The sequence below is a fragment of the Pseudoalteromonas carrageenovora IAM 12662 genome, from assembly GCF_900239935.1.
In the GTDB taxonomy this organism is placed as follows: Bacteria; Pseudomonadota; Gammaproteobacteria; order Enterobacterales; family Alteromonadaceae; genus Pseudoalteromonas; species Pseudoalteromonas carrageenovora.
The window spans coordinates 2,741,404-2,753,460 of sequence record NZ_LT965928.1; the positions used below are offsets into that span (position 1 = coordinate 2,741,404).

Genomic DNA, 12,057 nt, shown 5'->3' on the forward strand with positions numbered 1-12,057 from the left:
TTAGTAATCAATCGTAATTTCTAATTGTGTGTCGGTAATAAAACTACCATCTAAGTAACCTTGGCTTGTCCCTGTAGTAATTAAACGGCCACCTACTTTTAATAAAAGCTCTCCAAACTCATCGCTAGCTTGCGTTCTAGGTAAATCCACTAGGACCACCGAAAACTTAGCACTATTCGATCCTAGTGCTTCGCTTTGCAATGTTGAATCACTTGTTTTATTAAACGAAACTTGAGTAAGAGGAGGTAAGCCAGTAAATAAAAGCTCTGCGGGGTTCCCCTCTGCTAAAACATAAATACTACCAAATGTAGTAGTTTCACCTTCATGATTAATAGTTATAGAGCTTAAGGTATTATTTTGAGGAATAACTAAAGTGCCAAAATTGAGAGGCTCTTGCTGTATGCTATCGCAATAAACCGACTTACTAAAAATCAGCAATAGCGAAGCATACAAAAAGCGCATTATTTGCTTAAGCACTTATCAATAAGACACTTCAATATTGAAGCTACCTGAATACTCACCATCAGGATAATCCACACTTGATACACTTGACGAAGTAGACAACGTTGCGCCTATATTAAATGATACAGCGCCGTCAGCTCCTGCTTGTAAGTTAGGAGATCCCTGCGTATAAAGCGCCCCCGCATTTGTTCCACTTGTTATAAAATATGTCCAAGAATCGACAGTAAAGTCGGGCTCATTTACCCCCTGTCCTGCAGAAGACACTATTAAGGTATTTACCGGATCAGTAATAGTTAAAATAGAATTAGGTACTACATCGGACACACTAAAACCAGCAGCCTCACCATCCTCTATTACTGAAATAGTTGCAGTATTACTAACGGGGTTTGACTGTGTAGAAACAGGGCTTGCGTCAGGGTCTGGATTAACCACAAGTGTAGCTTGTTCAGCGCCTGTTGGATCTGCAATAGCACGAATAGTACCAAAACTTAAATCGTTATCTTTTGTAAGAACAACCGCATTTTGTACCGTTACTTTTGCTTCAAATGATTCTGTTGCTGCAAAAGAGCTAAACGAACTGGCCGCTGTAACTACAGCTAGTGTAGATAAATAAAACTTCATGCTAAATCCTTATGAGAAAATGGGCCTTATTAAATTTTGCCCAACTGTAATTATTATCGACCACTAATTCAAATACTTTAATACTATATAAGCTCAAAAGGCTTAGTTTATCAATTATATTGGCTTTCCTATAAATGCAGCGATATCACACGCTTGATCTAATTGATTTACTAAATAACAAAACATGCTTACCTCAGCATTACTTTTAAACGGACCTACACGTAACCCATACAACGTAATATTGCTTTTTTTGTTCTCAAACACTGCAAAACTAAATTGAGAAAATGCATTAGGATAAAACGCCTTAAGCTTTGTAACTTTCGCAATCGCAAAATCGGGATTTAAATACCAACCGAGTTGAGCCCCTACTTTAGACTCATCTATTAAAGCTAGATCTAAATTCTGAGGGGTAGATAATTTAGCCTCAGAAAGAGAATTAACTGTAGTAGGTTCAAGAGGTTTTACAGCTTCGTTGCTATAAGTAATATCAGGTTTGTTTTGGGTTAATAAAGGAGGGTTTTCACTCAATTCGCTTTGAGAAGATAACGCCATAATTAGCAGCTGTAAATCCGCTTCCATAGCAGTTAATTTGGCGATGCTATCTTGCTGCATATGCCACTGCGATACGAACTCTTTGACCTGTTTGTCTGTTATTAAGGTATGTTGCGTGCTTTCTTGTTTAACCGTCGCACTAGTACATCCATAGAGACCAAAAGGTATAAGTAAAGTTAGTATTAAATGAAAATTCCTAAAACAGCGCATTAAAAGTACTCAGACAACCTAGATAACGTCCCAAAGCAAATTATGCGCCACTTTCAATAAATTTAGTTACAACTTAATAGGTTTATCTGTGTAATTACTTACTATGCAATCAAGCTTATATAGCTTAAATACGTCACAGTCAGCTTTTGCATTTTTAAAGTTTTGGTAAGAGCCTAGCTTCAGCCTGTAAAAAGTTTTGTTATTTATTTTTGCGGTTTCTACATTTGTCAGTATTTTGTCTCTAAATAATGGGGCTGCTTTGGTATTTAGCTCTTTCCATGCCTTTGCTACACCGTTTTGCGAATCAACAGAGGCAACCTGTAATGCAAATACATGTTTAGGTGTATTTAATTTAACAGCTTGCTTTTTATTGCTGTAGTTTTGCTTAACCTGTCGCGGGCGCGATTGCGTACTGCGGGTATTGCGTGGCGAGCGTACTGACTTACTGCTATAGCCTTGGTTAGACTGAGCTATAGCTTTGCTGTTTATAATGTCTATATGGTTTACTAAATAAGTTATTTCTTTTTCTAATTTTAAAATGCGCTCAATACCCGCTCGGGCTTGTTGCCATTGCATGGCGGCATCTTTTAGCTGAGCAAGCTCTAGGGCTGTAATAGATACGTAGTCTGGTGTGTTAGTTTGCGGTGTGTTGCTTGTTTTTATTTCAGGCGTAACACTGCATGCTGTGCCAAATAAAAGCATCAGCAAGCTAAGTAATAGCCCAATGTTATTTTTTTTATGTATAAACATGTATTTGTTGTCCTGAAAGTAGTGCCTTTACACTTACATTTCAGTTAAACATTCTCACAAGAAAGCGTTTAACTTTATTAAGCTTTGAGCTATTAACTTAGCTCTTCGTATGCTTTTTTATGTTTTATAAAACACAATATTGCATACTCCACCCCTTCCTTGAGAGCATTATTTAATACAAATTTAATGCCAGTTAACTTAAACTTTACAACATAAATTACAATCTGTCTGTAATGTCCCTAAAACATTTCTGTTTTAGAGCTTTCTTATTAATGCATATTTATTGTAATGAATAAATATAAAAAAAGGCGCCAAATAGGCGCCTTAAGGAATTAAATAAAATAACTAATTAAATTAGTGTTTTAATAAATGATTTGAGTTCACCTGCAAATTCATCACGGCGTAGTGCAAATTCAATCGTTGCTTTTAAGTAACCTATTTTACTACCACAATCGTGACTACGGCCTTTAATTGCATAAGCATCAACTTTTTCATGCTCCATTAGCATTGCAATGGCATCTGTTAGCTGAATTTCGTTGCCTGCACCTTGAGGTGTTTTAGCAAGTAATGGCCAAATATTTTCACTTAATACATAACGCCCTACTACAGCTAAGTTAGAAGGAGCTTGATCAACAGGCGGTTTTTCTACCATGTTTGTAATGGGTGAGCTTTCACCTTGCTGTAAGTCAACATCGCCTAAATCAACCACACCAAACTTATCTACTTCATCCATTGGCACTGATTCAACCATTATTTGGCTGTGTTTTGTTTGCTCAAAATGAGCAATCATTTCAGCTAGGTTGTCTTTTTTTAGATCGCTTTCTACGTCATCAATAATTACATCTGGCAAAATTACAACAAACGGTTCGTTACCAATAATTGGCGCCGCACAGTTAATTGCGTGGCCTAGGCCTTTAGCTTCACCTTGGCGTACGTGAATAATAGTGACGTCTTTAGGGCAAATAGCCTGCACTTCGGCAAGTAATTGCCGCTTAACACGTTTCTCTAATGTGGCTTCTAGTTCAAAGCTTGTATCAAAATGGTTTTCGATAGAATTTTTGCTTGAGTGAGTTACAAGTACTATTTCTTTAATACCTGCTGCAACCGCTTCATTTACTACATATTGAATAAGTGGACGGTCCACTATTGGTAGCATTTCTTTAGGGATTGCTTTTGTGGCAGGTAACATACGGGTACCTAGTCCAGCTACTGGGATCACTGCTTTCATTTTAGTTTTCCTTAATCTTTTTATACTGAAAATGGATACTGAATCGGTTCGTGGCTTTGATACCCCGTGACTTCAAAGTCGTCACGCGTTACCCACGTTTCTATATCTTCTAACGTCTTTATTTTTGGGTTAATTGCTAGTTTAGGCGATTCGAACGGTTCGCGCTTTAATTGCACGTCTCGCATTAGTTCTAGTTGGTTTTCGTAAATATGGGCATTAGCAATTTTATGATACGCCTTACCTGCTTTATGCCCTGTAATTTGAGCTACCAATGCAAGTAAAACAAAACACTGAATTTGATTGAAATTAAGCCCCAGTGGCACATCACAGCTGCGCTGATACGATGTTAAATATAGCGTGTCACCAAGCAGTGAAAAAGTATGCGTGTGCATACATGGGCGCAAACAACCAAGCTCAAATTCGCCGGGATTATAAAAAGTAACGATTTCCCCTCTATCATCAATACCATTTTTTAAGTTATTAATAACTTTAGCAAGCTGATCGAGCGTTGAACCATCTGGTCGCTGCCATCCGCGGCCTTGCACGCCGTAGACGCGGCCCATGTCGTCTTCACCTTTACGGTTGGGGTTATTAAGCCATGCGCCGTTGTCGTTAGCATTTGCATCCCAGGTTTTACAGCCAATATCACGAAACTGCTCTGCACTATCGTAACCACGTAAATACCCTAATAACTCAGCAATCGCTGCTTTATAGTAGCTTTTTCGCGTGGTGATCATAGGAAACTTATTATTCGCTACGTCGTACTCTAAGTCAGCGTTTATAACCGTTAAACAACGCGTACCTGTACGCTTATTTTCTACCCACTGGCCTTCGTCAACAATACGCTGACATAATTCTAAATATTGTTTCATGCTGTTTTTATTATGCCTTAGCTGTTTTAACTTGTTGTGGTTGTTTGTATGCCCAAATTAATAAACCTAAACCGCCCACAATCATTGGAAGTGATAATATTTGACCCATCGAAATAAAGTCAGCAAACAGCCCTAGTTGCGCATCTGGTTGACGGAAGTATTCAATGCAGAATCTAAATACACCATAACCTAGTAAAAATACACCCGCTACACTACCCGCTGGACGCGGTTTTTTAATAAACCATTGCAGGATTAAAAAGAGTACTAGGCCTTCAAAAAATGCTTCATATAATTGTGATGGATGACGCGCAAGTGGCCCGCCTGTAGGAAATACCATAGCCCAAGGCACATCGGTCACTCGCCCCCACAGCTCGCCATTAATAAAGTTACCTATTCTTCCAGCTAATAAACCAACAGGGACAAGCGGAGCAACAAAATCGCCAACTTGAAGCAATGATTTTTTGCGTGTCCACGAGAAAATGGCTACAGCTGTTATAACTCCCAACGTGCCGCCATGAAAAGACATACCACCTTGATCTATTCTAAATAAATAAAGCGGGTTTTCTATAAAGTAACTAAACTGATAAAACAATACATAACCAATACGCCCACCAAGAATTACCCCTAGCATGCCATAAAATAGTAAGTCGCTTACCTGATCTTTTGTCCAACCTGAATTAGGTTTTGCAGCTTGGCGATTAGTGAACCACATCGCAAACGCAAAACCAATTAAATACATTAACCCGTACCAACGTACGCTTAGCGGCCCAACAGAAAAAATTATTGGATCAATTTGAGGAAACTCAAGTGCCATAAAAAATAAACCTTTAGCTAAAAACCATTTTAAGTGCGATAACAACAAGCAATACCGCGAAAACTTTCTTTATTGTATTAACAGGTAAATAATGAGTTGCTTTAGCGCCTATAGGCGCAACAAACCATGATGTAATAACAATCCCAAATAACACAGGTAAATAAACAAACCCTGCAAAACCATGTTCTAAATCGGTAACTTGCCAACCTGCACTAATATACCCAATAGAACCAAATAAGGCGATAACAATGCCGCAAGCAGCAGCGCAACCTATGGCTTTTTTTATATCTACCGAAAAATAATTAAGCATTGGAACAATAAGCGCCCCACCACCAATACCAATTAAACCAGATAAGCCACCCATTAGAGCCGATATAGCTCCCAAAATAGGGCCTGCTGGTAAAGGCTGCTCCACGACTGCTTTTTTGCGGGTCGACAACACCATCCTCGCAGCAATAAACACGACGCTGATAGCAAACACAGTTCGTAAAATTTGCTCAGGAATGAGACTTGCGGCAAAGCCACTAATTAATGCCCCTAACGCAACGCCTGACATAACCCAAGGAGCTATTTCCCACGGCACATTATCATTTTTATGATGAGCTAACGCTGAAGAGGTTGAAGTAAATAAAATAGAAGCTAGTGAGGTTGCAATAGCAACCACTAGAACGTGGCTTGGAGATGTAACGTCAAACGATAACAGTAACGTACTAAGCACAGGGACAATAATTAAACCGCCACCAATACCTAACAATCCTGCTAAAAAACCGACAACGCAGCCTAGTAGTGCGCAGCTTGCCACTAACAGCCCTAAGTCATACATAGTTATCTCAAATACCTAATAATGTGTTTATATTAAAGGATTATAAAGCCAATAGCATCTGCGGATTGATACTATTTGGGCGTATAAAATAAATCGCCTAATTGATGCTCTAACATAAAGTTTCGTGTTAAGCGCAATACTTGCTTAGCGGTAGATTGAGCTAAGCACTCGCTAAGTAGCTGCTCCATATCACTCACATTTAAGCGCCTGATCACCCATTTAACTTTATTAAGTGATGATAGGTTCATACTTAAGCGCCTGTATCCCATTGCAATAAGTAAAATCGCACCTTCTGGATCGCCACCAAGTTCACCACATAAACTAAAAGGCAATTCGTACTGCTCACACTCACAAGCCACTTTATTTAACACTCTTAGTACGCCTGGGTGATAAGGGTTAAACAGCTCAGCAACACGTGCATTAGCTCTATCTACAGCTAATAGGTACTGCGTTAAATCATTACTACCGACTGAGCAAAAATCGACTTTTTTTGACCATTCAGGCAACATAAATACGCTCGAAGGCACCTCAAGCATTATACCAATATCAGGTCTTTCTATACTTTGCTCTGGGTACTTTTCACTTAGCTCATAGTACGCTTGCTCAAACAATGCTAAAGATTCATCTACTTCATCGGTGCCACTGATCATTGGCAGCATAATCTTTAAATTACCTAAGCCAATATTTGCTTTTAACATCGCTTTAAGCTGATCTAAAAACAGCTCTGGGTGATCAAGACTAATACGAATACCACGCCATCCTAAAAATGGGTTTTCTTCGGTAATATTAAAATAATCTAAAACTTTATCGCCACCAATATCCAGCGTACGCATAACCACAGGGTTTGGGTGGTAGCTAGTAAGCACTTCGCGGTACCAGTTTTCTTGCTCAAATTGCGAAGGAAACTGGCCTTTTTGCATAAACCAAGCCTCTGTTCTGTAAAGCCCTACGCCATCGCAAATATGTGAACTGCTTTGTTCTGTATTTAGCTCAAGCCCGGCATTTAACAGCAAGCTAATATGCTCACCATCAAGCGTGATTGATTCTGATGTTTGCTCGGCTAAAAAGCGGTTATTCAATAAGCCATCTTGGTACTGAAGCTCGGTGTACTCATCTATTAGCATTTGCGATGGGGAAATATATAAACGCCCAGAAAATGCATCCAGAATGAGCGGTTTACCCTCAAACTGTAATAGTGGTAAATCTTCAATACCCCAAATAGCAGGAATACCCATTGCACGCGTTAAAATAGACGCATGGCTATTAGCTGAACCATTAACACTAACTACACCCGCTAAATGCCCTTTTGGCACTTCTGCAAGCATGGCCGGAGTTAATGTATTAGCAATTAAAATAGTATTTGGTGGGTAATCTTTTATAGCGTGTTCGGTGTTTACTAAATGATGTAGCACACGTAAACCAATGTCTTTAACATCAACCGCACGCTCCTTTATATATGGGTCTTGCATGGCATTAAATTGAGAGATTAAGCGCTCTATTACAATTTTTAATGCACTTTTAGCGCACCAACCTTCTTGTAACTGTACCTCAACATTATGGCCTAAGCTTTTTGCATCAAGTAATTGTTGGTAAACATCAAATACAGCCAACGCTTCATGCGGTATCGAGTCACTTAGCGTCATAGAAAGCGTATTAAACTCTTTTCGGGTCGCGGCTACGGCTTGTGTAAACAAGCGGCGTTGCTCTGTTACATCACTGTCTTTTAAAAGCTCTATAGACTTAAAATCAAGCTTTGGCAGCACGACAAATGCTTGGCCAATTCCTATGCCCGGCGCACTCGATACCCCTTTTAAAACTGATGTTTGATGAGATGATTCGTCTTGTCGCAATACTTCTTTTATTTCAGCATGCGCTAGTTGTGATGCAAGTTGTGCAGAGAGCGTAATTAAAAACGATTCTTCATCTTGGCTAAAAACACGGGCCATTTTTTGCTGAACAACAATAACGCCTAATACTTTTTTTTGATGCACCACAGGCACAGACAAAAAAGCATTGTAGCCTTCTTCATTCACTTCGGGGGAGAGTTTAAATCGCGGGTGTGATTTAGCAAATGCTATATTAATTGGCTCTTCGCGTTGGGCAACTAAGCCCACTAAGCCTTCGGTAAAGCCAATTCTAAACTTACCCACCGCATCAGGATTTAACCCTTCGGTAGCCATAAGTACAAAATTGTCTTGGCTGTAATCTGCAAAATAAATGGAGCAGCACTGGGTTTTCATGGCATCTTTAACCATTTGCACAAAGCACACTAAAGCACTGTCTAAATTCGCTTGTTGCGATACAGACTCAGCAATAGACCTAAGTGTAGCCAGCATGTCCTGCTCCTTTATTCTATCGAGAAATTACTACCTTTTACTTCGCCAATGATCTTTGTGTTGTTCTCTTTTATTAAAGGGCATGGCGAAAGGAGCAAACTCCTTCATTACACGTCGATAAACATCCCGTTTAAACGATACTACCTGTCTTACAGGATACCAGTAACTTACCCAGCGCCAATCATCAAACTCTGGATGATGGGTTTTAAGCAAGTTTACATCTTCATCTTTACAACGCAGTTTTAATAAAAACCATTTTTGTTTTTGCCCAATACACACCGGACTAGAGTCGCGACGAATTAATCGTTTGGGTAATTTATAGCGTAACCAATGTTTTGAGCTTGCAACTATTTCAACATCTTCAGGTCGCAGCCCTACTTCCTCGTGTAACTCGCGGTACATGGTTTGTTCTGCTGTCTCGCCATCATCAACACCACCTTGGGGAAATTGCCAAGAATGCTGACCATAACGTCTAGCCCAAAAAACCTGTCCCTGATTATTGCAAATTACAATTCCGACATTGGCACGAAAACCTTCGGCATCAATCACCTTAGTGCCTCATTTGTAAGTCGATTTTTAATGATTGTTCCACATTAGCTGCAATACGGCAAACACTATTATAGCCAAGCTAATTTGTAAGCTAAGTTTACGCTTTTGCATAACCCATAAATAATGAAGTGTGAGTAAAAATTTTAAAAATAATCCACCAAAGCTATTGCGGTTATTGTTTTACTCTACTTACTCACAGTTTGTGCATAACTTTTATAAAACACGCTCGTTTTGCAAACAAATCCACAATATAAGATCTAAAAACTCGTGTTCTCCACAGATTCTGTGGATAAACATGTTTATATAGTTGTATTTATCCCAACAACTTTTAATAGCCTTAATCAAAACTGAATATATAATTTAAAAAAAACCAACTAGCTCAGTAACTTAAAGTAAACCGCTCAATTTTATACATGTACAAAATTAACCCAAACAACACGAGCACAAAAAACGAACAACCCTAAAGATATCCACGGCTTAGCCAATTTGCTATCATGGCTATGGTATTTATTCAACCGAAATTAATAGTATGCGACCATCAAAACCACACTCAATTAACGACCTAATGCAGCGCGTGAATAACATTGCTGGATTAACACTTGGCCAACTTGCAAACCAGTATCACTTTAAAACACCTGATGATTTACTTCGTGAAAAAGGCTGGACCGGGCAACTAATTGAATATGTACTAGGGGCTACAGCAGGTTCAAAACCCCTACCCGATTTTGAAGATTTAGGGATAGAGCTAAAAACATTACCAATTTCATACAAGGGTAAGCCACTAGAGACTACGTTTGTATCGGTAACACCTTTAATAAACGTCACTGGTATGACGTGGCATACAAGCTCTGTGCGTAAAAAGCTAAATCATGTTTTATGGTTACCCATACTAAGTGAGCGAGATATAGCCCCTTTTGACAGAACGATAGGCAGCGGCTTTTTGTGGCAACCAACACCTGAGCAAGATGCGTTATTACAGCGTGACTGGGAAGAACAAATGGAGTTAATCGCACTCGGACGAGTAGATGAAATATCAGGCCATTTAGGGGATGCTATACAAATTAGGCCTAAGGCGGCAAACAGCAAAGTTGTTACTGATGCTATTGGTCCACATGGTCAAATTATCAAAACCCTACCACGTGGGTTTTATTTAAAAACCAGTTTTACAGGTAAAATATTAAAGCAGCAATTTCAGCTCTGAGCTGTGCAGAAAATATTATAAATTAAGCAAATCCTTTTTCGCACTACTTGCGCGTGTCAGCGAGCTTAACGCCTATAAGATATTTCACCTTTTTTAATAAAATAATTTGAGGTTTAAATAAAGAGTTTACGCTTTTGGTGATCCCTCTTTTCGCACTGCGCGCGCCTCAGCAAGCTTAACGCCTACAAAGCATTCTCATCTCTTTGAAAAATTATCAGGCATAAAAAATCCCCGCATTAGCGAGGATTTTATCATCTAAAATTAAAAATTAGATTCTATATAAAATAGAATTACTGACCTTTAACTTCTTTAAGACCGTTGTAAGGTGCTTTTGAACCTAGCGCTTCTTCAATTCGAAGAAGTTGGTTGTACTTAGCAACACGGTCAGAACGGCTCAATGAACCTGTTTTAATTTGACCTGCAGCAGTACCTACCGCTAAATCAGCAATAGTTGAATCTTCCGTCTCGCCAGAGCGGTGAGAAATAACAACTGTAAAGCCTGCATCTTTTGCCATTTTTATTGCAGCTAACGTCTCAGTTAGTGAACCAATTTGGTTAAACTTAATTAAGATCGAGTTAGCAATACCGTTGTCGATACCACGTTTTAAAATCTTAGTGTTAGTTACGAATAAGTCATCGCCTACTAATTGGATTTTATCACCCATTAGTTTAGTTTGGTGTGCAAAGCCATCCCAATCTGACTCATCTAAGCCATCTTCAATAGACACAATTGGGTATTGCTCAGTAAGCTCTTGTAAGAAGAAGTTAAATTCTTCTGAAGTGAATTTTTTGCCTTCACCTTTAAGATCATAAATGTTTGCTTCTTTGTCGTAAAACTCAGATGCAGCACAATCCATCGCTAAAGTAATATCTTTACCTAACTCGTAACCTGCGTTTGCTACCGCAACTTTAATTGCTGCAAGTGCCGCTTCGTTAGATGCAAGGTTTGGCGCAAAGCCACCTTCATCGCCAACCGCTGTTGAATGACCGTCTGCTTTAAGTACTTTTGCAAGGCTATGAAATACCTCTGCGCCCATACGTAGGCCTTCGCGGAAGTTTGCAGCGCCAACAGGTTGGATCATAAACTCTTGAATATCTACAGAGTTATCTGCGTGCTCACCACCATTGATGATGTTCATCATTGGAAGTGGCATAGAGTAAACACCCGGTGTGCCGTTTAAATCAGCAATGTGCTCATAAAGCTCTACTTTTTTAGACTGTGCAGCTGCTTTTGCAGTTGCAAGTGATACTGCTAAGATTGCGTTTGCACCTAGTTTTTCTTTGTTTTCAGTGCCGTCTAAATCTAGCATTACTTTATCAACAGCACTTTGCTCTAATGCATTTTGGCCTTTAAGCGCATCTGCGATTTCATTATTAATAAAACCAACAGCGTTTAATACGCCTTTACCTAAGTAACGTGACTTATCACCGTCGCGTAACTCTAATGCTTCGCGAGTACCAGTAGATGCGCCTGAAGGTGCAGCTGCACGACCCCAAGAACCATCTGCTAAATGTACGTCTGCTTCAACAGTTGGGTTACCACGCGAGTCCATAATTTCGCGACCGATTACTTTTACGATTTCTGACATCTTGATTCCTCTATATTCCCAAAATGGTGAGTTCAGCTAACTTTACTACG

The 12,057-nt window shown here is 39.3% G+C and carries 12 protein-coding genes; 1 reads left to right on the forward strand and 11 read right to left on the reverse strand.

All coding sequences use genetic code 11. The annotated features are described in order from the left end of the window. The 10 genes from ALFOR1_RS12385 to rppH all read right to left on the reverse strand — a co-directional run bounded on the left by ALFOR1_RS12385 (position 1) and on the right by rppH (position 9,217). Positions 1 to 477: a DUF4402 domain-containing protein gene (locus ALFOR1_RS12385; protein WP_104643144.1), complete on the reverse strand. Its 477-nt coding sequence runs from the start codon at positions 475 to 477 to the stop codon at positions 1 to 3. 3 nt (positions 478 to 480) lie between these two features. Further along, entirely contained in the window at positions 481 to 1,083 is a 603-nt protein-coding gene (locus ALFOR1_RS12390; RefSeq protein ID WP_104643145.1) for a DUF4402 domain-containing protein, read from the reverse strand. Positions 1,084 to 1,197: 114 nt separating this feature from the next. Beyond that, positions 1,198 to 1,695, reverse strand: a complete 498-nt coding sequence (locus tag ALFOR1_RS12395) for an SPOR domain-containing protein (RefSeq protein WP_104643146.1) — start codon at positions 1,693 to 1,695, stop codon at positions 1,198 to 1,200. A gap of 216 nt (positions 1,696 to 1,911) precedes the next feature. Beyond that, entirely contained in the window at positions 1,912 to 2,595 is a 684-nt protein-coding gene (locus tag ALFOR1_RS12400; protein ID WP_058548605.1) for an SPOR domain-containing protein, read from the reverse strand. Positions 2,596 to 2,944: 349 nt separating this feature from the next. Next, positions 2,945 to 3,823, reverse strand: coding sequence for a UTP--glucose-1-phosphate uridylyltransferase GalU (gene galU, locus ALFOR1_RS12405; protein ID WP_104643147.1), 879 nt, complete (start codon positions 3,821 to 3,823; stop codon positions 2,945 to 2,947). Between the two features lie 20 nt (positions 3,824 to 3,843). Further along, positions 3,844 to 4,695: a thymidylate synthase gene (locus ALFOR1_RS12410; protein WP_104643148.1), complete on the reverse strand. Its 852-nt coding sequence runs from the start codon at positions 4,693 to 4,695 to the stop codon at positions 3,844 to 3,846. Positions 4,696 to 4,705: 10 nt separating this feature from the next. Next, complete coding sequence (lgt, locus tag ALFOR1_RS12415; protein ID WP_104643666.1) at positions 4,706 to 5,509, reverse strand: prolipoprotein diacylglyceryl transferase; 804 nt, start codon at positions 5,507 to 5,509, stop codon at positions 4,706 to 4,708. A gap of 13 nt (positions 5,510 to 5,522) precedes the next feature. After that, a complete protein-coding gene (locus ALFOR1_RS12420) occupies positions 5,523 to 6,332 on the reverse strand; it encodes a sulfite exporter TauE/SafE family protein (protein WP_104643149.1) in 810 nt (269 codons plus the stop codon). 71 nt (positions 6,333 to 6,403) lie between these two features. Next, positions 6,404 to 8,668 (reverse strand): phosphoenolpyruvate--protein phosphotransferase, encoded by a 2,265-nt coding sequence (gene ptsP / locus ALFOR1_RS12425; protein ID WP_104643150.1) that lies wholly within the window; start codon positions 8,666 to 8,668, stop codon positions 6,404 to 6,406. A gap of 30 nt (positions 8,669 to 8,698) precedes the next feature. Next, positions 8,699 to 9,217, reverse strand: a complete 519-nt coding sequence (gene rppH, locus ALFOR1_RS12430) for an RNA pyrophosphohydrolase (protein ID WP_002958704.1) — start codon at positions 9,215 to 9,217, stop codon at positions 8,699 to 8,701. 529 nt (positions 9,218 to 9,746) lie between these two features. On the opposite strand from rppH, the gene mutH reads away from it, so the two are divergent. Next, positions 9,747 to 10,418, forward strand: coding sequence for a DNA mismatch repair endonuclease MutH (gene mutH / locus ALFOR1_RS12435; protein ID WP_104643151.1), 672 nt, complete (start codon positions 9,747 to 9,749; stop codon positions 10,416 to 10,418). 290 nt (positions 10,419 to 10,708) lie between these two features. Here the strand turns inward: mutH and eno are convergent, their stop codons facing one another. Next, positions 10,709 to 12,007 (reverse strand): phosphopyruvate hydratase, encoded by a 1,299-nt coding sequence (gene eno / locus ALFOR1_RS12440; RefSeq protein WP_058548611.1) that lies wholly within the window; start codon positions 12,005 to 12,007, stop codon positions 10,709 to 10,711. Positions 12,008 to 12,057: the final 50 nt, after the last annotated feature.

What these genes read in the sequence shown, in the direction of transcription:
- ALFOR1_RS12390 (WP_104643145.1), bottom strand. Translation starts at nt 1,083, where the DNA reads ATGAAGTTTTATTTATCTACACTAGCTGTAGTTACAGCGGCCAGTTCG.
- ALFOR1_RS12395 (WP_104643146.1), bottom strand. Translation starts at nt 1,695, where the DNA reads ATGCAGCAAGATAGCATCGCCAAATTAACTGCTATGGAAGCGGATTTA.
- ALFOR1_RS12400 (WP_058548605.1), bottom strand. Translation starts at nt 2,595, where the DNA reads ATGTTTATACATAAAAAAAATAACATTGGGCTATTACTTAGCTTGCTG.
- galU (WP_104643147.1), bottom strand. Translation starts at nt 3,823, where the DNA reads ATGAAAGCAGTGATCCCAGTAGCTGGACTAGGTACCCGTATGTTACCT.
- ALFOR1_RS12410 (WP_104643148.1), bottom strand. Translation starts at nt 4,695, where the DNA reads ATGAAACAATATTTAGAATTATGTCAGCGTATTGTTGACGAAGGCCAG.
- lgt (WP_104643666.1), bottom strand. Translation starts at nt 5,509, where the DNA reads ATGGCACTTGAGTTTCCTCAAATTGATCCAATAATTTTTTCTGTTGGG.
- ALFOR1_RS12420 (WP_104643149.1), bottom strand. Translation starts at nt 6,332, where the DNA reads ATGTATGACTTAGGGCTGTTAGTGGCAAGCTGCGCACTACTAGGCTGC.
- ptsP (WP_104643150.1), bottom strand. Translation starts at nt 8,668, where the DNA reads ATGCTGGCTACACTTAGGTCTATTGCTGAGTCTGTATCGCAACAAGCG.
- mutH (WP_104643151.1), top strand. Translation starts at nt 9,747, where the DNA reads ATGCGACCATCAAAACCACACTCAATTAACGACCTAATGCAGCGCGTG.
- eno (WP_058548611.1), bottom strand. Translation starts at nt 12,007, where the DNA reads ATGTCAGAAATCGTAAAAGTAATCGGTCGCGAAATTATGGACTCGCGT.